Origin of the sequence: Cupriavidus sp. OV096 (assembly GCF_900115455.1) — a bacterium.
In the GTDB taxonomy this organism is placed as follows: Bacteria; Pseudomonadota; Gammaproteobacteria; order Burkholderiales; family Burkholderiaceae; genus Cupriavidus.
Window position 1 is genome coordinate 1 of the sequence record NZ_FOWM01000013.1, and the last position, 19,633, is coordinate 19,633.

Below are 19,633 nucleotides of genomic sequence, written 5' to 3' on the forward strand. Positions count from 1 at the left end.
ATCCATATAGAAGGTGCGCTCGTGGTTGCGGTTGAACGGCGAGTACAGCTCGCGCATGATGGCCTTGGCATGGCGGCCGGCCACGTCGGGCGAGCAGCCCAGCACGATGCGGTCCGGGCGCATGAAGTCTTCCACGGCGGCGCCTTCCTTCAGGAACTCGGGGTTCGAGACCACCGAGAACTGGAGGTCTTCCAGCCCGCGGGCGGCCAGTTCCTCGCGGATGACGGCGGCGACGCGGTCGCCGGTGCCCACAGGGACTGTGGACTTGTCCACCACCACCTTGAGGCCGGTCATGTGGCGGCCGATATTGCGCGCGGCGGCCAGCACGTATTGCAGGTCCGCCGAGCCATCCTCGTCCGGCGGCGTGCCCACGGCGATGAACTGGACGTCGGCGTGCTCCACGCTGGCGGCCACATCGGTCGAGAAGGTCAGGCGGCCGGCGGCGCGGTTGCGCTCGATCAATTCCTTGAGACCCGGCTCATAGATCGGCACGCCGCCCGCGTTGAGCATGGCGATCTTGCGTTCGTCCACATCGAGACAGAACACCGAATTGCCGAGTTCCGCCAGACAGGCGCCGGTGACCAGGCCGACATAGCCGCTACCGATAATTGTGACTTTCATAGGGGACGATTTCTGGGGAAGCGGCTTGCGGGACGACCGCGGTCCGCACGCGCGCCAGGCATGGAGGTAAGGCGGTAAACAGGGGAATGCGTCAGGCCACGCCGGGTGGCGGGCAGGGGTGCAGCTTAGGCGGGGAACCTTAAGCGCAGATTAAGCATGCGGCGCCGGGGGCGCGCGCATGCCGGCCGGGCGGCCGTTGATTGGCACTCAGAGCCGTTCGATGATGGTGGCGTTGGCCATGCCGCCGGCTTCGCAGATCGCCTGGAGGCCGTAGCGGCCCTTGTTGTCTTCCAGCGCATGCAGCATGGTGGTCATGATGCGCGCGCCGGAGGCGCCCAGCGGGTGCCCGAGGGAGATCGCGCCGCCGCGCGGGTTGAGCAGGGCGGGGTCGGCGCCGAGTTCACGCTGCCAGATCATCGGCACGGGCGCAAACGCCTCATTGACTTCGCAATGAGACATGTCTGCCATCGTCAGGCCGCTCTTCTTGAGGACGCGCTGGCTGGCGGGGATGGGGGCGGTCAGCATCAGCATCGGGCTATCGCCACAGACGTCGAAGCCGGCGAAGCGGGCGCGCGCGTTGCAGCCGAGCCGGGATGCCATGCGCTCGCTCATCAGCAGCAGCGCCGAGGCACCGTCCGTCATCTGCGAGGAATTGCCGGCCGTGATGTGCCAGCCGACTTCGGGGAAGCGCGCGGCCAGTTCGTCGGTGCGGAAGGCCGGCTTCAAGGTGCCGAGGCTGGCGGGCGAGGTGTCCGGCCGGATGGTCTCGTCGACTTCCACCACGCCGCGCGAGGTGACGATCGGAAAAATCTCGCGCCGGAACGCGCCCTGTTCCCGGGCGAGCTGGGCGCGGCGGTGGGATTCCGCCGAATACGTGTCGAGTGCCTCGCGCGAGAGCGCCCCCCGGCTGGCCATCAGCTCGGCCGCCACGCCTTGCGACACCAGCCCGGGCGCGTAGCGCTTGGCGAACGAGGGGCCATAGGGGTCTTGCCCCATGCGCGCCGTGCCCATCGGCACGCGGCTCATCGACTCCACGCCGCAGGCGATCACGATGTCGTAGGCGCCGGCCATGATCCCCTGCGCGGCGAAATGGATGGCCTGCTGGCTGGAGCCGCACTTGCGGTCGATGGTGGTCGACGGCACGTGCTCCGGGAAGCCGGCGGCCAGCCAGGCCACGCGGCCGGGCGTGGCGGACTGCTCGCCCACCTGGCTGACGCAGCCGGTGATGACGTCGTCCACCATGCCCGGGTCCAGCCGGTTGCGTTCGACCAGCCCTTTCAGGAGCTGCGCCAGCAGTTCGGCGGGATGGACGTCGGCAAAGGCGGCGCCCGGTTTGGCGCGGCCCATGGGCGTGCGGATGGCGTCGATGATGAAAGCTTGCTGCATGCGGGTCTCCAGAGGGTCTGTTGTCTGCGTCGATTAACTGACCTGACGGTCCTGCCCGCTCCAGTAGCGGGCCCGCAGGGTCTTCTTGTCGAGCTTGCCGAGCGAGGTGTGCGGAAGCTCGGTCTCGAACGAGACCGACTTCGGCGCGCACACCACGCCCTTGCGCTCGGTGACGTAGTCGATCAGGGCCTGCTCGGTGACGGACGCGTCCGGCTTGAGCACGACCAGCGCGGTCACGGCTTCGCCCCACTTGGCGTGCGGCACGCCAATCACCGCCGACATGGCGACGGCCGGGTGCGCGGCCAGGCAGTTCTCGACCTCGCTCGAATAGACGTTGAAGCCGCCCGAGATGATCATGTCCTTGGCCCGGTCGACCAGATACAGGTAGCCGGCCGCGTCGCGGCGCGCCATGTCGCCGGTATGGAGCCAGTCCCCCGCGAGCGTCTTGGCGGTTTCCTCGGGCCGGTTCAGGTAGCCCGACATCACCAGCGGCCCCCGTACGCACAGTTCGCCGATCTCGCCGGGCGGCACTTCCTGCAGTTGTGTGTCCAGCAGGCGCACGTCGTTGCCCGGGATGGGGCGCCCGCAGGAGCCCATCAGATGGGGGCGGGCGGGGTCGTGCTCGTCCGCGCGCAGGTACGTGACCGTCATCGGCGCCTCGGCCTGGCCGTAGATCTGGCCGAAAATCCGGCCGATCCGCCCGATCGCCTCGGCCAGCCGGGCCGGCGCGATGGGCGCGGCGCCGTACCAGATGCGGTGCAGGCTGGACAGGTCGTGGTCCGCCAGCCCCTGGAAATCGAGCAGGCCGTAGATCTGGCTCGGCACCAGGAAGGTACAGGTGATGCGGTGGCGGGCGACGGCTTCGAGGAAGGCCAGCGGATCGTATTTGTCCAGAAAAACCACCGTGCCGCCCCGCAGGAAGGTGGGCAGGATCAGGGCGCCCGCGGCGTGGGAAATGGGCGTCGTGGCCAGGAATCGCGCGTCGTCGGGCCACTCCCAGCAGGCTAGCTGCTGCAGGATCATCGTGACGGCGGTCCGGTGAGGCTGGACCACGCCCTTGGACTTGCCCGTGGTGCCGCCGGTGTAGGCAATCTTGAAGATATCGCCGGGCTGGACGTCGAGCGGGATGTCGCTGGCGTCCATGCCGGCGGAGGCCGCCGCCAGATCGACGCCAAACGCCGCCGGGCCCAGCGTCAGCACATGCTCGACGATGCCGAGGCTGGCCAGCGCGGCGCCGCGCTCGCCGTGCCGGGGCGTGTCGATCACCAGCGCCCGGATGCCGGCATCGCGGAGCACGAAAGCCTGATCGTCGGCGGAGCCGAGCGGGTGCAGCGCCGTGTAGCGCAAGCCGAGGAGCTGCGCGGCGATGATGGCGGCCATCGCATCGACCCGATTGCCGGCCAGCATGGCGATGCCATCCTGACGGCGCAGGCCGATCGACAGGAAATATCGCGCGATCTGGTGGCTGCGGGCCTCGAGTTCGCCGTAGGTCAGGCGGATGTCCTGCCCGACCAGCGCCTCGCGGTCCGCAAACGCCTTGAATGCCGAACGGTACAGCGCGGCGATGGTGGCGTGCCCGTAGAGTGGTCCTGTGTCCCGCATGTTCAACTCCTTACTGCTTTTCAATGTGGGTCGCGTCGGCAAGCTCGGCGAAGCGGTCGGAATCGGACTTCATCTCCTTGAAGAACGCCTCCGGGGTGCTGCCTTCCACGCCGAAGTCCAGCTTCTCCAGGCGCGTCTTGACGTCCGGGTCGGCCAGCGCGGTGTTCAGCGCGCCGTTGAGCTTGCGCACCACGCCGTCGGGCGTGCCCTTCGGCACCAGCATGCCGACGTAGGACTGGTCATCGAAGCCCTTGAGGCCGAGTTCCGCCAGCGTGGGTACATCGGGAAGCGAGGGCAGCCGCTTCGGGCCGAACACCGCGAGCGGCTTGGTGGCGCCGCTGGCGATAAACGGCTTCTGCGCGGCCACGGTGTCGATCAGCATGTCCACGCGGTCGCCCTGGATGTCGTTCATCGCGGCGGGCACGCCGTTGTAGGGCACCTTGACGATGCGGGTGTTGGCGAGCCGGTTGAGGCGCGCGTAGTACAGCTCGAAGACGCCGGCCGTGACGGCCATGGTGGAGCTGCCCGGCTGCTTCTTCTCCAGGTCCATGGCCTGCTTGAAGGTGTCGGCCGGATAGGACTTGCGGGCGACCAGCACCAGATTGAGGTTGACCGCCTTGCCGACCGGGGAAAAGCTCTTCTCGAAGTCCACGGGAGGATTCTTATATAGCGCGCGGGCGACCACGAGCGGCGCGCCGCCCATCAGCACGGTGTAGCCGTCTGGCGGGCTGCCCGCCACGAACTGCGCGCCGATGGCCCCCGAGGCGCCCGGCTTGTTCACCACCATCACCGACTGGCCGAGCGCGCGGGTCATGCGGTCCGCCAGGACGCGGGCCACGATGTCGTTCGCACCGCCCGCCTGGTATACCACCACCAGCTTGACCGGCTGCGTCGGATACGCGGCGTCCCGCTGGGCGTGCGCGGTGCCGGTGAGCAGCGTCGCCGCCAGCAGGGCGCCCGTGGCCGCCAGCAAAGCGCGGCGCGGGGAGGGGGTTTTCGTAGGCAGGTGCGTTTTCGTCATCGTCGTCTCCGTTGGCCTTATCATTGGCGTGCCATAATGGCTTAATGGTTGAACCATTCTATCGGCAAACGATGATTACAAAACATGATCCTCGGGTAAATCCTGACGATGAGGCGCAGACGTCATTTCGCCCGATTGCGGTCCGGCGCGCGGCGGATGAAATCGCGAACCAGATCCGCAAGGAAATCGCCGGGGGACGGCTGAAGCCGGGCACGCGCCTGCCGGCGGAGCGGCAGCTCGCGGCGGAACTCGGGGTGTCGCGCAATACCCTTCGGGAGGCCGTGCGTTCGCTCGAGCAGTCCGGGCTTGTCGAAACCAAGAAGGGTGCGCATGGCGGGATCTTCATTACCCGCGCCGATGGCTCGGTGGTGATCGAGGGCTTGATGGATCTCTACCGGCTCGGCGGCATTACGCCGCGCCAGCTGATCCAGGCCCATATCTCGATCGAGCCGGCCATCGTGCGCGAAGCCTGCCGGCTGGCGACCGAAGACGACGTGGCCCGGCTCTATCGCAATATCGACGCCGCCGAGGCAGCAATGGCCGCCGGCGAATTCGAGAAGCGGTTCACGCTGAACCACGAGTTCCACAAGATGCTGGCGCGCATCGCCGGCAACCCGATCCTGGTCGTCTTCATGGACGGCCTGATTTCGCTACTGGTGGAGTTCATCCTGCGGATCGGCACGTACGAGAGCGAGGAAATCTTCGCGTCGCGGCGCCGATTCATGGCGCATTTCGCGCGGGGCGATGCCGAGGCGGCCGAACAGGAGATGTTGCGATCGCTCGAACGGTTCCTGGAGGGGTATTTCCCGCACGACTAGCGGCCGGCCAGCTTCCGTACTTCGGCATCTTGGGGCGTCAGCGCGCTGCCATCGTGGGCGAGCGGCAGCATGCGCGGAATCGGCTTGCCCGATGTCCGCTCCACCAGATCCGAGTGCGGCTCCCCCTGCGCGAACAGATGGCTCTCGGCCCATTGCCGCAGCGCCACCACCACGGGGAAGAGTTCCTCGCCCCGGGGCGTGAGCACGTATTCCTGATAGGCGCTGCCGTCGGAGGCGGGTTGGAGGTCGAGGATGCCGGCCTCCACCAACCGGCGCAGCCGGTCGGCCAGCACATTGCGCGCCATGCCCAGGTTGCGCTGGAAATCGCTGAAGCGGCGCATGCCGTCGAAGGCATCGCGCACGATCAGCAGCGACCAGCGGTCGCCAATCACATTGACGCTTCTTGCCACCGGACAGGCTTCGGCTTCGGCCGGATTGTCATCGCGCATCTCATCGTCCTTCGATCGCCTTAAGTGGTTGCATTTTAAAACCACTTCCGCTAGCCTTCAACTGGTTTTAATTTGCAACCAGTTGGACCCAGTCATGGGAGGGGATTGCGTATGCGTCGGAGCCTGATGCTGCTGTTTGCCTGCGCCAGCGGCCTGAGCGTGGCCAATGTCTATTACGCCCAGCCGCTGCTGGACGCGCTGGCGCGCGACTTCGGCATTCCGGCGTTTGCCATTGGTGGCGTGGTCACCGCCACGCAGGTCGGCAGTGCCTTGGCCCTGTTGCTGCTGGTGCCATTGGGCGATGTCTTCGCGCGGCGCCGCCTGATGCTGGCGCAGGCGCTGGGTCTGGTGGTTGCGCTGGCGGCGGTGGGTTTGTCGTCCTCCACGGTTGGCCTGTTCGGCGCGATGTGCCTGACCGGCATGCTCGGCACTGCCATGACGCAGGGACTGATCGCCTACGCCGCAGCCGCCGCGCCGCCGGACGAACGTGGCCGCGTGGTCGGGGCGGCCCAGAGCGGCGTCTTCCTCGGCTTGCTGCTGGCCCGCGTGGTGGCCGGCGCAGTCAGCGACCTGGCCGGATGGCGCGCGGTGTACTTCGGCTCGGCCGGCGCCATGCTGTTGCTCGCGGTGGGGCTCTGGGCGCGGCTGCCCAGCCTGCCGGCCGCCGCCGAGCGCATCGGCTACCCGGCGCTGCTTGGATCGATGTTCGGGCTACTGCGCCATAACCGGGTCCTGCAGGTGCGCGGCATGCTGGCGTTGCTGATGTTCGCGGCGTTCAACATCTTCTGGAGCGCGCTGGTGCTGCCGCTGAGCGCGCCGCCCTATGCGTTCTCGCATACGGCTATCGGTGCGTTCGGGCTGGTGGGGGCGCTTGGCGCGCTGGCGGGCGCCGGGGCGGGACGGCAGGTGGATCGCGGGTTGGGTGAGCGCACCACGCTGCTGGCGCTCCTGTGCCTGATCGCGGCGTGGCTGCCGCTGGCCGGCATGACGCATTCGCTGTGGGCGCTGGTGCCCGGCATCCTGCTGCTCGACCTCGGCGGGCAGGCGCTACACGTGACCAACCAGAGCCTGATCCTCAATACCCAGCCGGACGCCCAGGGCCGGCTGGTGGGCGTCTACATGCTGTTCTACGCGGTGGGCAGCGCGCTGGGCGCCTTCGGTACCTCGGCGGCCTACGCGGTGGCGGGCTGGGGCGGGGTTTGCGCGCTGGGCGCGCTGGTCAGCCTCGCGGCGCTGGGGTTCTGGGCCTGCACGCGGCCGCGGCGGTGTCCTGCCGGCGGGCGGCGGCACCGGCGCGGCGGCTGTCCTCAGAACTTGTAGCTCACGGTCCCCAGCACCGTGCGGCGGCTGCCGAAATAGCAGCCCGTGGCCGAAATGCATGTGCTGATGTAGCGACGATCGAACAAGTTCGTCGCGTTGATCGCCACGCGCACGCCGCGCAGTTGCAGGAACGACTTGCCGAGGTCATAGCTCAACGCGGCGTCGAACAGCGTGGCGGCCGGCACGCGATACACATTGGCCGCATCGCCGTACGACCGGCCGATATAGCGCACGCCGGCGCCCAGCCCCAGACCCTGGAACAGGGTGTCGTGGAACGTGTAGTACATCCACAGGGACGCCTGGTGCTCCGGCACGAAGGGCAGCGCGTTGCCCAGCGTGGTCACGCCGCGTGCATTGGCGTTGGCCTTGGTGACCTCGGTGTCGGAGTAGGCATAGGACGCTACGACGTCCAGCCCGCGCGTCAGGCTGGCCTTGCCTTCGAGTTCGATGCCGCGCACGCGCGCTTCGCCATTCTGGGTATTGAAGTTGGTGTTCAGCGGATCGGGCGTGAGCACGTTGGTCTGGCGCAGGTCGAAGGCGGACAGCGTAACGAAGGCATTGGCCCCCTTGGGCTGGAATTTCACGCCCACCTCGGTCTGGCGCCCGCGCGTCGGCTCGAACGGCGTGCCGGTGCGCCCCGTGCCCGCCTGCGGCTGGAACGACGTGGCAAAGCTGGCGTAGGGCGCGAAGCCGCTGTCGAACTGGTAGACCACGCCGGTGCGGCCCGTGAAGGCATTGTCGCTCTGGCGCGTGTTCAGCGTGTTGCCGGTCTGGGCGGTCAGGGTGTCGGTGTTGCTGCCGGCCCAGTCGTAGCGGCCGCTCAGCAGAAAGGTCCAGCGGTCGATGGCGAGGCTGTCCTGCACATAGCCGCCCACCTGCTGGCGGGTCTGGTCCACGCGCGTGCCCAGCGGCGGCCGGGTGATGGGGGCGCCGTACACCGGGTTGAACACGTCGAGCGCGCGCACCGCTACGAGTTGCGATTCCTCGTAGCGCGCGTCCTCGTACTGGTAGTCCACCCCCAGCAGCAGGGTGTGCTGGACGGGCCCGGTGCGGAAGCTCGCCTCCGCCTGATTGTCGATCGAGAACACGCCGCTGCGCTCCGGGAACGCCCAGCCGTAGCGGTTTTCCGTGCGCAGGTCCGGATTCATGGACAGCCCCTGCACGCGCTGCGTATCGGTATCGATATAGCTGTAGCGCGCGCTCTGGCGGAACTGCCACGTCTCGTTGGCGCGATGCGCGAACTTGTAGCCGAACATCATCTGCTCGCTCTCGAACTTGTCGTAGGCGGGCTCGCCGATAAAGCGGTTGGTCGGGATGCTGCCGTTCGGGTTGGGCAGCAGCGTGCCGGCGGCGGGCAGGGCAGGCGGCGCGCCGCCGCCGTCCGAGCGAATCTTCTGGTACTGCGCCATCAGCGTCAGCGAGGTGTCCGTGCTGGGCCGCCACGTCAGGCTGGGCGCCACCAGCACGCGGCGCTCGTCGATATAGTCGATTTCGGTGTTGGTGTCGCGGGCCAGCCCCACCACGCGATACAGCAGCTTGCCGTCTTCATCGATCGGGCCGGTCAGGTCGAACGCGCCCTGCAGGCGGTCGTGGCTGCCGGCCTGCAAGACCACCTCGCGCGAGGTCTGCGCCTGCGGCAGCTTGCTGACCATGTTCAGCAGCCCGCCCGGGGAGCTCTGCCCGTAGAGGACCGACGCGGGCCCTTTGAGCACCTCGATGCTCTCCAGCGTGTAGGGGTCGATGCGGGGCTGCGAATAGCCGCGCGCGCCGTAGGGCAGGCGCAGGCCGTCCAGGTAGCGCAACGGCACGAAGCCGCGCACGGCCAGCCAGTCGTACCGCAGGTCGGTATCGCCATACTGGTTGACCACGCCGGGCGTGTATTGCAGCGCCTGCATCACGCTCTGCACGCCTTGTTCGTCCATCTGCTCGCGCGTGACCACGTTGATGGTCTGCGGAACGTCGATCAGCGGCGTGTTGGTCTTGGCGCCGCTCGCGCGGCGGGGCACCACGCCATCGGCATTGGCCGAGAGGTCCGCGACATCGGCCCGTACCGTGATCAGCGGCAACGTGGCGGCGCCGGCGCTGGCGTCGGCGGGCGCCTGGACCACGGTAAAGGTGCGCGGCCCGTTGCTGACCACATGGAGGCCGGAGCCGGCGAGCATGCGGGCGAGGGCGTCTTCCACGGTCAGCGTGCCGCGCACGGCCGGGGCGCGCAGGCCATCGGCCAGGGTCGTGGCAAACAGGATCTGGGTGTCGGACTGACGCGCCAGCGCGGCCAGCGACTGGGCCAGCGGCTGGGCGGGAATGTCGATGGGGCGGGCCACGCCCTGTGCAATCGCGCCGGCGGCGAGCATCGCCGCGAGCAGGGGAACCAGCGCCGCAAACGGCCGCACGGCAAGGCGGGAGGCGCGGGCGGCAGGCCGGCGTCGAACGGTGAAAATCACGAAAGCTCCTGATGGCGGGCCGATCCATTCGGCCTGTTCATGGAGTTGCCGTGCGCCGCCGCGTGTTTGTACACCTCCACGCGAAAAAAAATTTCAGATGAGGCTCAGTTAGTCATCAGGACCGTTGCCGCGCGCCCAGATGCACGGTGCCGTCGGCCGCCTGGCGCACCGTTACCGGCAGGATGCCCGGTAGCAACTGCAGGATGGCCGCCACCTGGTCGCGGTCGAATTCGCCGGACAGCCGCAGTTGGGCCACGCGTGGATCGTCGATGACGAGGGCGTGCCGCGAGTGCGGCTGCATCTCGGCGATGGCGTCGGCCAGCGTCGCCCCATCGAACGAGAACTTGCCGCGCTGCCAGGCCAGGGCGCGCTCGGCGTCCACGGTCACGGTGTCGCCGGGCTGGCCGTCCGGTGCTACGTCCACGCGCTGGCTGGCGCGCAGCTGCCGCACGTGGCCACCGGCCTCGACTTCCACCGCGCCTTCCAGCACCACCACGCGCGTGCGCTGCGGCAGCCGCTGGACGTCGAACACCGTGCCGATGTCGCGCACCCGGGTCTGGCCCGCCGTGACGAGGAACGCACGCGGGCCATGGGCCACGGTGAACACCGCTTCGCCTGCCTCCAGCGCCAGTGCGCGGGTGCGCAGGCGCCACTGCACGGTCAGGCGGGTGTGCTGGTCCAGCGTGACGCGGCTGCCATCGGCCAGTTGAACGGTGCGCGGCCCGGCCTCGGCGCTCAGGGACTCGGTGCGATAGGCGGGATCGGCCAGCCACGTGCCGGCGGCCAGCACCACCAGCGCGGCGGCGGCACCGGCGCGCACACGGTGTTGCCTGCGGCGGCGCGCAGTGGCGGCGGCCGTGATGGCTTCCACGGACGGAAATCGCTCGCGCAGCGCCTGCTGGTAGGGAGACAGCGGGTCGCCCGGCGGCGTGCGGGAATCGGGCATGGGCAGGGGAGGGGTCCTCACGATGACGGGGCCGGCGCGGCAGTTTCCGGGCGCGGCGGGGCGCCCAGGGCTTGCAGTTCGGGCGCCAATAGTGCCATGGCCCGGGCCATATGGCGCGCCACCATGCCCCGCGAGATGCCCAATCTTAGCGCCACGTCCTGCTGCGGCAGCTCATGGAGCCGATGCAGGATAAACACCTCCTGGCAGCGTGGCGGCAGGGCGGCAATGCACTGCTCGAGCCGGTCTACGGCCTGACGGTGGGCAATGGCCTCGGCGACGTCCGGGCTCGATACGGCGATGCCGGCGGCGTCGGCCTGCCAGGCATCGGCATGGGTCTGGCGGGTGGATTCGGCGCGGTAACGGTCAATCGCGCGATGGGTGGAGACGTGCCGGAGGAAGGCGAGCGGCTGGGCCACCTCGCCGGCGGGCGGCCGTTCGAGCAACTGGACGCAGACGTCCTGGAGCACGTCGCGGGCAAAGTGGCGGTCGCCAAAGCGGCGGCGGACGTGATCGACCAATTCGTCGTAATGGCGCAGCAATGCAGCAAACAACGGGGGATGGGCGGGGTCGCGCAGCACGGCCAGGATGACGGCAAAAGACGAATCAGGCGAAGCGGCGGAGTATAAATGATAGTGATTCGCATTTGCAAGGAGGGGCCGTTGGCGATCGGCCACACATCCGGGGGCTGCAATCGCCCAAAACTCGTTCACACTTCATATTCGAAAAGCGCCGTCTCACCGATAAGAGGAAGCCAGCCGATGCGCCACGCTCATGGAAGGGCCCGGACCACGTGGTATGTGCTGCTTGCCGTCATCCTTACCGCGCTCTTCGGCTTGGTGGCCTACAACCTGTTCGGCGCGGAGAAGCGCATCGAGCATCGGCTGGAACGGCTCTATGCGACCGAGGACCCGCAGTTTTCCCGGGAACTGAGCGTCCTGCTCGGTCCGCCAGTGGTCGGCGGCAACGCCTACCGCGTGCTGAGGAATGGCGACGAGATCTTCCCCGCGATGCTGGGCGCCATTCGCGCGGCGCAGCGGACGATTACCTTCGAGTCATATATCTACTGGTCCGGCGACATTGGCCGGGCCTTCGCGCAGGCGCTGGCCGAGCGGGCGCAGGCGGGCGTGAAGGTGCACGTCCTGCTGGATTGGGTGGGCAGCCAGAAGGTGGACGCCGCCGTGCTGGACGTCATGTCGAAAGCCGGTGTCGCGTTGCAGCGCTATCACCCGGTTCACTGGTACACGCTCGGCAAGCTCAACAACCGGACGCACAGGAAGCTCCTGATCGTCGATGGCAGGATCGGTTTCACCGGCGGCGTGGGCATTGCGCCGGAATGGACCGGCCACGCCCAGGATCCCCAGCACTGGCGCGACACGCACTTCCAGGTCGAAGGCCCGGTGGTGGCCCAGATGCAGTCGGTCTTTCTCGACAACTGGATCAAGGTAAGCGGCGAAGTGCCCCACGGCCCGGGGTATTTCCCGGCGCTGCCGGACGTGGGCAAGGGCATGGCGCAGATGTTCAGCAGCTCCCCCACCGGCGGGAGCGAGAACATGGCGCTGATGTACCTGCTCGCCATCACCGCCGCCACGCGCACCATCGACTTGTCGGCGGCGTACTTCGTGCCAGACGACCTGACGCGGAAGGCGCTGTTGGCCGCGCTCAAGCGGGGCGTCAAGGTTCGCATCATCGTGCCGGGCGAGCATATCGACTCGGAAACCTCTCGCTCGGCGTCGCGGGCCCAATGGGGCGAGCCGCTGGCGGCCGGCGCGCTGATCGCCGAGTACGCGCCCACGATGTACCACTGCAAGGTGATGATCGTGGACGGCTTCCTGGTGTCGGTCGGCTCGACCAACTTCGACAATCGCTCCTTCCGCCTGAACGACGAGGCCACGCTCAATATCCTCGATCGGGACTTCGCGGCGGCACAGACGCGGATATTCGAGGACGACCTGGCCCTGTCCCGGCCGGTATCGCTGGAAGCATGGTCCAACCGGCCGTGGCGCGAAAAGCTGGCCGATGGGTTGAGTTCGCTGCTGGCCTCGCAGCTGTAGGACCTAGGACTTCAGCTTTTTCCCTTCCAGATTCCAGAGCTTGCGGTCGCTGGTCGAGACCGCCACCGCGCCATGCGCGAGCGCGCTGCGGATATCGGCCTCGTTGCAGACAAAGCCGGACGTGACGATGGGCGGCAGCGCCTTGCGGTCCGCCTCGGGGAGGTGGCCCAGCATTGGCGCCGGCATCAGCTGCACCAGGTTGGGGTCGCTCTGCTCCAGTGCCTTCACGCTGCGTGGCCACGTCGAGCGGTCGGTCACGAAGACCTTCTGCATCGTCACCATGCCGGCGCGGTTGGCGCGCTGGATGGTGGCCACGCGCGTGGACACCAGACTGGTCACCCCGATGTCCGCCAGGTAATCCACGCCACCCTTGTCCTGCGACAGCCCTTCGCAGCTATCGATGTTGACGATGACGTACTTGCCGGCGCGGGTCAGCGTGGCAATCACGGGCTGCAGCTTGCGCAGCTCCACGTTGGCCACGATCGAGACTTCGGCCTCGCTGTCGACAAACGCATCGACCTGCTCCGCGCCGTAGAGCGTGGCGATGACCGGGTGGCGCGTCAGGCGGGCGCCGAGGGACCTGTCCATGGGGTTACTTCGCTTCGTGGGAAAGCACGTCGCTCAGGCCGAGCTTCCCGGGGTTGAGGATGTTCTGCGGATCCAGCGCCTGCTTGACCGCCACCAGCACCGGGAACGCGGTGTCCAGCGACGGTGCCATATACGGCGCGCGCAGCAGCCCGATGCCGTGATGGTGGCTGAGGGCCGCATTGTATTGGATCAGCACCGCGTTGGCGGCATCCCAGGCGGCGCGATACCACGTCTGGCGGTCTTCCACCGCAACCTCGCCCCGCAGCGAGAAGTACAGGCAGGCGCCGTCCACGTAGGCGTGCGACTGGTGCGCGGAGCCGGCCAGCGTGCCCGGCACCGCGTTGATGGCGGCCACCACGTCGTCGTAGATCGCGGGCAGGTCGGCCCACGGCCCGGACATCTCGAGCGTATCGGCCACGAAGCCGGGGCTGCGCTTGAAGCCTTCGGCGCTCTTGCCGGTCAGGTAGCGCGTATCGAGCCAGCGTTCGAAGATGGCCTTGTCATCGAGCTTGTCGCCCAATTCCACGCAGACCCGCTCGCTGATCGCCATCACGGCATCGACCATATCCTGGGCGCCTTCGTCGGCCACCAGCAGTACGTTGGTGTCGGGCAGGCCGAACTGCACGCCGCTCTCCAGGGCGTCATAGAGCCGCAGCGCCGCCGGGTTGGCGCCGCGCTGCATGATCTCGCGGCACGCCTCCAGGCCGATGGCGAAGCTCTTGAAGCCATAGGCGATGGCGCGGCCGTAGTCGGGCAGGCGGTGCAGCTTGAGCCGCACGCGGACGATTACACCCAGCGTGCCTTCCGAGCCGATGAACAGCTGCTGCAGGTCCGGCCCCAGCGCCGCGCGCGAGTAGCCGCCCACGGTGATGAGGCGGCCATCGGCCAGCACTACGTCCATGCCGAAGACCATGTCCTCGATCTTGCCGTAGCGGGTGGAGAGCTGCCCCGCGCCCCGGCAGGCCACCCAGCCGCCCACGGTGCTGATGGCGTACGACGACGGCCAGTGGCCCATCGTCATGCCGTATTCCTGCTGGATGGTCTGCTCGAAGATGTCGCCGAACATGCCGGCCTCGACTTCCACGATCTGGCTGTTCTTGTCGAAGCCGAGCAGCTTGTTCAGCTCGCAGACGTCGAGCACGATGCCGCCGCGTACCGGCAGTGCGGCGCCGGTCACGTTGCTGCGACCGGCGGACACCGTGACCGGCACGGCGCTGGCGTGGGCGATGCGCATCACGGCCTGCACCTGCTCGACGGTGGACACGCGCACGATCACGCCGCGCGGCGTGGCGGGCTTTCCGCCGGTCTCGGTCATCATCGAGCCCGCCCACCAGTCGCGCGTCCACGTCACCACATCGCCGGTGCTGGTCAGGACGGCATCGGCCACCAGGCGCAGCGCGGCCAGCGTGGCGTCGCTGAGCGGCAGGGCGTCGCGCTGCAGGCCGGGGGCGTCCGGGGTCTCGGTGATGGTGGCTGCGTAGCCCGGCGGCGTATGCGCGCCCACGACGTATTTGCCACGGTTGTAACCGCGCTTGATGGCTTCCTTGCTGATCATGCTGCTTCTCCCATGAGGACGGATTTTTCGAGAGCCACGGCGGCCAGGTAGTCGCTGACCTGCCGGGCGACGGCCGACTCGGACAACCCGAGTTCGGCCTGGAGGATCTGGCCCACGCGCGGCGCGGCGTGGGCGGAGGCATCGCGCGCCATCAGGCGGGCACGCATGCGGCGCGACAGCACGTCATCCACGGTGCCGGCCAGCTCGTGGCGCACCGCGTAGACGACTTCCGCTTCGGTGTGGGGCAGGCCATTGACAATGGGCCGCGCGAGCGTGGCATCGGCCTGGAGGATGTCGCTGACGAAGCGCGCCTCCGTGCCGTACCGTTCGCCCAGGTGTGCCGACATCCCGCCCGACGCCACGATGGCCTGCGCGTCGTAGCCGGCGGCGCCGAGCAGGTAGGCGCTCTTGGTGCGGCACTTGCCGCGCTTGCCGATGACGCGCTGCGCGGCGTCGATGGTCTGCTCGGCCATATGGCGCGAGGTGGTCAGCTTGCCGCCGACGATGGTCACCAGCCCATCATCGGCGATATGGATCTCGTGGTTGCGCTTGATTTCAAGCGTCTTGCCGCCCGGTGGCGCCACCAGCGGCCGGCATCCGGCGATGCTGCCCACCACGTCCTCGGGCTGAAGGTCTGTCTTCAGCGCCGAACGCGCCCCTTCGAGCAGGAAGTCGAGTTCCTGGCGGGTACACATCACGTTGTCGAGGTCGCCTTCGTAGTCCTCGTCGGTGGTCCCGAGGTAGGACACGTTGCCCCAGCGCGTGATGGTGGCGCGGCGGCTGCGTCCGGGCACGGGAATCGTCACCGTGCAGTCGTTGCGGATCTTGAGCCAGGGAATGGCCACGTGCACGCCCTTGGCGGGGCGGATGTGCAGCGTCTTCTGTTCGCCGCGCTTGCGGCCGGTCCAGTCGCGCAGCCAGACGCCGGTGGCCATGATGACCACGCCCGCACGCACGCGGATTTCCTGCTCGCCGGCGTGAACGATGGCGCCGTCGACCTTGCCGTGGCCGTCGCGCGTGATCTCCATGACCTGCGCGTGGTTGGCCACGGCCGCGCCATGGAAGGCGGCGGTGCGCGCGATGTTCAGCGTCAGTCGCGCATCATCGACGCGCGCATCGAAATACAGGAAGCCGCCGGTCAGGTGCTCGGGGTTGAAGGTGGGGCAGTGCGACAGGACCTCGGCCTTGCTCAGCTTCTGGTGCAGGATGCCCTCGCGCCAGCCGCCGGCCAGGTCGTACGTCCACAGCAGGCTTTCGAAGGCTTTGGCGAGCCGCTTGTCGAACACGCCGTCGCGCTCCATCACGGGGAACAGGAACGGCAGGCGCTGCACGAGGTGGCGCGCGTTGCGGCGCAGGCGCTGGCGCTCGAGCAGCGAATGGCGCACCAGGCTCAGGTTGCCCTGCTCGATGTAGCGCAGCCCGCCGTGCACCATCTTCGACGACTTGGACGAGGTGCCCGAGGCGAAATCGTTCTTCTCGACCAGCGCCACGCGGTAGCCGCGCAGGCTGGCGTCCAGCGCCGCATAGGCGCCGGTGACCCCGCCGCCGACGATGAGGATGTCGAATGCCTCGCTGCCCAGGCGGCCCAGTTGCGACCTGCGGTCGAGCCGCAGCGGCTCGGTACTGGTCATGGCGGCGCGTTCGCGGCTCGCGCTTCGGGATGGCAGACCCATCATGTTGATCGCTTCTCCTGATTAATGCGACGCAAACGCGTCCACGTGATTGAGTTCGGACGCCACGCGGGCGTGCCAGAGCGCGCGCCGCGCGGCGCGCTCGTCATCACCGATGGCCGGGGTGAACACGGCGTCCGGCGCGGTGGTGGTGCGGGCTTGCTGCAGGGAGTCCCACAGCAGGCCCGACGCGCCGGCCAGGAAGGCGATGCCGCGCAGGCTGGCGCGGTCCGTCTCCTGCATGCGATGGATCGGCAGGCCGGTGAGGTCGGCCTGCATCTGGAGCAGCGCGTCGCTGCCGGAGAGGCCGCCGCCCACCACGAGGCTGGAGACGGGCACGCCGGCGATGTCGCGGTTGGCCTCGATGCAGGACGCCACGGAATGGGCGATTCCGGCGAGGATGGCGTGGGCGATCTCGGCCTGCGTGGTGGCCATCGACACGCCGTTCAGTGCGGCGCGGGCCTCGGGCTGCATCTGCGGCACGCGCAGGCCGGTCAGGGCTGGGATGAACGTGACGCCGCCCGACGAGGGCACCGTGGCCGCCAGCGCGCTGATCTGCCGGGCGTCTTCGAACCAGTGCAGCTGGTTGCAGACCCAATTCAGCGCGGAGCCGGTGGTGGCCACGAAGGTCTCCACCGAGTAGTGGGAGACGCCCCGATGGCGGCGCGCGGTCATCGTCAGCGTGCTGTCCGATTCGCCGCTGCGCGCCGGCAGGGCGGGGCCGACCATCAGGTCCACGAAGCTGCCGGTGCCGTGCAGGCACATCGACTGCCCCGCATCGAGGCAGCCCAGCCCGATGGCGCCGGCAAGCTGGTCGCCGGCACAGGCGAGGATGGGCACGTCGATACCGATCAGGTCGGCGCGCGTGCGGCCGAAGTCATCGGCGTCCTGCCGCAGTTCGGGCAGCAGCTCGCGGGGGAAGCCGAGCGCATCGGTCCAGTCCGTGAGGTAGCGGTGCTCGCCGAGCATGTAGGCGCTGCACGAGGTGGCGTTCGTCGGCGTGGTCACGCAGGCGCGCTCGGTGGAGAGGTGCCAGAGCAGCCAGCTATCCACCGTGCCGAAGGCCAGCCGGCGCGCGGCCCATGCCTCGGCCACGGCAGGCGTCTCGCGCAGGTGCCGCGCCGCCCAGAGATAGGGCGAACGCACGCCGGCAGGCCGGCCGACGACAGGACCCAGGCGCGGGTCCCACGTGGCCGCCAGTTCGTGCAGGTCCGGGGCGTAGCGCGTGTCCTGCCAGACCATGGCCGGCACCAGCGCGCGGCCGGTCTGCGTGTCCCACAGCACGGCCGTGGCGCGCTGCGTGGCGATGGCGAGCGCCACCACGTTGAGGTGATCGCGCGCAGCCTGCGCCAGCGTGGCCCGGCACACCGCCAGCGTCTTCTCCAGCAGGACATTGGCGTCCTGCTCGACCACGCCGGGGCGCGGCGAATCCACTTGCAGCGTGGTGTATTCCAGGCATGAGACGTGGCCATCGGCGGCCACCACGGCGGCGCGGGTGCCGGACGTGCCCTCGTCGATGGCGAGGATGACGTTCCTGTTCTGGGTCATGACTGCGATTTCTCGATCACGGGTTGCAGGAAGCCGGCCCCCTCGCGCGCATCGCGTGCGAACTGCGGGGCATCGGCTTCGTTGTCGGGGTTGATGGTGGTACGCGTGGGGTCCCAGCGGATCGTGAAGCAGATGATGCTGGCGATGAGGGGCACCACGGAGAGGATCAGGAAGGTGGTTTCCAGCCCGTACTGGGCGCGGAACAGGGGGAACACCAGCAGGCCCAGCGCGGCGCCGATGGAGCCGAGTGCGCCGATGATGCCGTTGGCGCCCGCGCGCAGTTCGCTGCGGAAAGACAGCGAGGACAGGCTCTTGCCGTTCGCGCCGGGGCCGCCCGAGTGGAACAGGATGAACAGCGACGGCACGACCACGGCGACCCACATCGGCATCTTGCCGTTGAACAGGCCGAGCACCAGCAGCATCACGAAGACGGCGGCGAAGCCGAACGCCGAGGCACGGCGCAGGCCGAGCTTGCGGCCGATCAGCGGCGACAGGAAGCCGCCGAAGATGCCGCAGACATTGAACACGAGCGCGCCGATGGTGGCGTAGACGAAGTCCTTGCCGAACAGCGCGGCGCTGATCAGCGGCAGGTACCAGCCAATCGCAAAGTACTGGATCGACTGGCCGATCTGCACCGTGGAGGCGAGGATGGTGCGAGGCAGGTAGACGCCACGGAAGATCAGCAGCACGTTGGCCAGGCCGCGACGGGCCTGGTTGGTCACGGGAATGCGCTCGGACGGCGCGGCAGCCATGAAGGCGCGGCCATAGATGCGCGTCATGGCGCGCGCGGCGGCGTCCAGCCGTTCCTTGCGGGCCAGCCAGATCGGGCTTTCGACCAGGAACAGCAGTTGCAGCACCAGGATGAGGACGCCGAAGATGGCGGTGGCGGCCACCGAATAGCGCCAGATCGTATCGCCCACATTCCAGGAATGGAACAGCAGCGCCAGCAGCAGGTTGGAGCAGACCGCCGTGTACCACATGCCTTGCCAGGTATTGAGGCGGCTCTTGAGCTTGACCGGCGTGAATTCGGCCAGCACGGCCATGGCGATGGCGAAGTCGATGCCGTACGCCGCGCCGACGAAGAACCGGCCGACCAGGATTACATCGAAGCCGGGCGCGAACACCACCAGCAGCGCGCCCACCACGGCCAGCACCTTGGCCAGGATCAGCGGGCGCACGCGGCCCCAGCGGTCAGCCATCCAGCCGCCCAACGGGTTGAAGACGATGGCGACCCATGAGGCGAACGAGGTCAGCAGCGCCACCTGCGCCGGGGCGAGCTGCAAATTGCGCGTCATCGGCCCAAGGCCGGCGCTCAGTGCGGAATTGGAGAAAGCGTCAAGGAAGAGTCCGCCGAGGGCAAGCCACCACACCACGCCGGCGCGGCCACGTATGCCAGGACAGGAATCTATGAAGGCGATGACATCATCGATGCCACGAAGCTTGATGGCAGAGGTTTGCACGGCGGTCTCCTTTTTTTGGTTCTGTAAGAGGCCGCAGCAAACTGCACGCGCTAAGAGACCATCTTACAGATGGTCTCTTATCTGGATCTGCCCGGCCAATGTATGTCGCCGGGCAGGTCATGTCAACGGGGAAAACCCGATAGGGTGGGGCGGA

Annotated in this window: 16 protein-coding genes; 3 read left to right on the forward strand and 13 right to left on the reverse strand. The window is 68.2% G+C overall.

Translation table 11 applies throughout. The features are described 5' to 3' along the window. The 4 genes from BM115_RS22540 to BM115_RS22555 all read right to left on the reverse strand — a co-directional run. Positions 1-621, reverse strand: a 621-nt coding sequence (locus BM115_RS22540; protein ID WP_143093926.1) for a nucleotide sugar dehydrogenase, incomplete at its 3' end; no start/stop codon positions are given. Positions 622-828: 207 nt separating this feature from the next. Further along, positions 829-2,007, reverse strand: coding sequence for a thiolase family protein (locus BM115_RS22545; protein ID WP_092299517.1), 1,179 nt, complete (start codon positions 2,005-2,007; stop codon positions 829-831). Positions 2,008-2,040: 33 nt separating this feature from the next. Further along, a complete protein-coding gene (locus BM115_RS22550) occupies positions 2,041-3,609 on the reverse strand; it encodes an AMP-binding protein (protein ID WP_092299520.1) in 1,569 nt (522 codons plus the stop codon). A gap of 10 nt (positions 3,610-3,619) precedes the next feature. Then, complete coding sequence (locus BM115_RS22555; protein WP_177219993.1) at positions 3,620-4,630, reverse strand: Bug family tripartite tricarboxylate transporter substrate binding protein; 1,011 nt, start codon at positions 4,628-4,630, stop codon at positions 3,620-3,622. A gap of 71 nt (positions 4,631-4,701) precedes the next feature. On the opposite strand from BM115_RS22555, the gene BM115_RS22560 reads away from it, so the two are divergent. Beyond that, positions 4,702-5,448 (forward strand): FadR/GntR family transcriptional regulator, encoded by a 747-nt coding sequence (locus BM115_RS22560; RefSeq protein WP_177219994.1) that lies wholly within the window; start codon positions 4,702-4,704, stop codon positions 5,446-5,448. Here BM115_RS22560 and BM115_RS22565 read toward each other — a convergent pair. Then, a complete protein-coding gene (locus tag BM115_RS22565; RefSeq protein WP_092299529.1) occupies positions 5,445-5,897 on the reverse strand; it encodes a winged helix-turn-helix transcriptional regulator in 453 nt (150 codons plus the stop codon). The genes BM115_RS22560 and BM115_RS22565 overlap by 4 nt on opposite strands. Positions 5,898-6,008: 111 nt before the next feature. On the opposite strand from BM115_RS22565, the gene BM115_RS22570 reads away from it, so the two are divergent. After that, entirely contained in the window at positions 6,009-7,217 is a 1,209-nt protein-coding gene (locus tag BM115_RS22570; protein ID WP_092299532.1) for an MFS transporter, read from the forward strand. Here the strand turns inward: BM115_RS22570 and BM115_RS22575 are convergent. The 3 genes from BM115_RS22575 to BM115_RS22585 form a co-directional block, all read right to left on the reverse strand. After that, positions 7,205-9,661 carry a TonB-dependent siderophore receptor gene (locus BM115_RS22575; RefSeq protein ID WP_218158054.1) on the reverse strand — a complete coding sequence of 819 codons (2,457 nt, stop codon included), beginning with the start codon at positions 9,659-9,661 and terminating at the stop codon, positions 7,205-7,207. The genes BM115_RS22570 and BM115_RS22575 overlap by 13 nt on opposite strands. 115 nt (positions 9,662-9,776) lie before the next feature. Then, complete coding sequence (locus tag BM115_RS22580) at positions 9,777-10,607, reverse strand: FecR family protein (protein ID WP_092299535.1); 831 nt, start codon at positions 10,605-10,607, stop codon at positions 9,777-9,779. 17 nt (positions 10,608-10,624) lie between these two features. Beyond that, entirely contained in the window at positions 10,625-11,158 is a 534-nt protein-coding gene (locus BM115_RS22585) for an RNA polymerase sigma factor (protein WP_255370944.1), read from the reverse strand. Positions 11,159-11,365: 207 nt separating this feature from the next. Between BM115_RS22585 and BM115_RS22590 the strand changes: the two genes are divergently transcribed. Beyond that, a complete protein-coding gene (locus tag BM115_RS22590) occupies positions 11,366-12,658 on the forward strand; it encodes a phospholipase D-like domain-containing protein (RefSeq protein WP_177219995.1) in 1,293 nt (430 codons plus the stop codon). A gap of 3 nt (positions 12,659-12,661) precedes the next feature. Here BM115_RS22590 and BM115_RS22595 read toward each other — a convergent pair whose 3' ends face one another. From BM115_RS22595 to BM115_RS22615, 5 genes are read right to left on the reverse strand one after another with little or no spacing between them, the layout of a single operon-like run. Next, entirely contained in the window at positions 12,662-13,246 is a 585-nt protein-coding gene (locus tag BM115_RS22595; RefSeq protein ID WP_092299541.1) for a glycerol-3-phosphate responsive antiterminator, read from the reverse strand. A 4-nt stretch (positions 13,247-13,250) separates the two neighbouring features. After that, positions 13,251-14,801, reverse strand: coding sequence for an FAD-binding oxidoreductase (locus BM115_RS22600; RefSeq protein ID WP_092299544.1), 1,551 nt, complete (start codon positions 14,799-14,801; stop codon positions 13,251-13,253). Further along, complete coding sequence (locus BM115_RS22605) at positions 14,798-16,477, reverse strand: glycerol-3-phosphate dehydrogenase/oxidase (RefSeq protein ID WP_092299547.1); 1,680 nt, start codon at positions 16,475-16,477, stop codon at positions 14,798-14,800. The genes BM115_RS22600 and BM115_RS22605 overlap by 4 nt, the downstream gene beginning before the upstream one ends. 18 nt (positions 16,478-16,495) lie before the next feature. Further along, the gene (locus BM115_RS22610) at positions 16,496-18,019 is read right to left on the reverse strand and encodes an FGGY family carbohydrate kinase (RefSeq protein WP_092299550.1); all 1,524 of its coding nucleotides are present in this window, start codon (positions 18,017-18,019) and stop codon (positions 16,496-16,498) included. Further along, positions 18,016-19,479 (reverse strand): MFS transporter, encoded by a 1,464-nt coding sequence (locus BM115_RS22615; RefSeq protein WP_092299553.1) that lies wholly within the window; start codon positions 19,477-19,479, stop codon positions 18,016-18,018. The genes BM115_RS22610 and BM115_RS22615 overlap by 4 nt, the downstream gene beginning before the upstream one ends. Positions 19,480-19,633: the final 154 nt, after the last annotated feature.

Coding starts and splice junctions, on each gene's coding strand:
- BM115_RS22545 (WP_092299517.1), bottom strand. CDS start 2,007: ATGCAGCAAGCTTTCATCATCGACGCCATCCGCACGCCCATGGGCCGC.
- BM115_RS22550 (WP_092299520.1), bottom strand. CDS start 3,609: ATGCGGGACACAGGACCACTCTACGGGCACGCCACCATCGCCGCGCTG.
- BM115_RS22555 (WP_177219993.1), bottom strand. CDS start 4,630: ATGACGAAAACGCACCTGCCTACGAAAACCCCCTCCCCGCGCCGCGCT.
- BM115_RS22560 (WP_177219994.1), top strand. CDS start 4,702: ATGATTACAAAACATGATCCTCGGGTAAATCCTGACGATGAGGCGCAG.
- BM115_RS22565 (WP_092299529.1), bottom strand. CDS start 5,897: ATGCGCGATGACAATCCGGCCGAAGCCGAAGCCTGTCCGGTGGCAAGA.
- BM115_RS22570 (WP_092299532.1), top strand. CDS start 6,009: ATGCGTCGGAGCCTGATGCTGCTGTTTGCCTGCGCCAGCGGCCTGAGC.
- BM115_RS22580 (WP_092299535.1), bottom strand. CDS start 10,607: ATGCCCGATTCCCGCACGCCGCCGGGCGACCCGCTGTCTCCCTACCAG.
- BM115_RS22590 (WP_177219995.1), top strand. CDS start 11,366: ATGCGCCACGCTCATGGAAGGGCCCGGACCACGTGGTATGTGCTGCTT.
- BM115_RS22595 (WP_092299541.1), bottom strand. CDS start 13,246: ATGGACAGGTCCCTCGGCGCCCGCCTGACGCGCCACCCGGTCATCGCC.
- BM115_RS22600 (WP_092299544.1), bottom strand. CDS start 14,801: ATGATCAGCAAGGAAGCCATCAAGCGCGGTTACAACCGTGGCAAATAC.
- BM115_RS22605 (WP_092299547.1), bottom strand. CDS start 16,477: ATGATGGGTCTGCCATCCCGAAGCGCGAGCCGCGAACGCGCCGCCATG.
- BM115_RS22610 (WP_092299550.1), bottom strand. CDS start 18,019: ATGACCCAGAACAGGAACGTCATCCTCGCCATCGACGAGGGCACGTCC.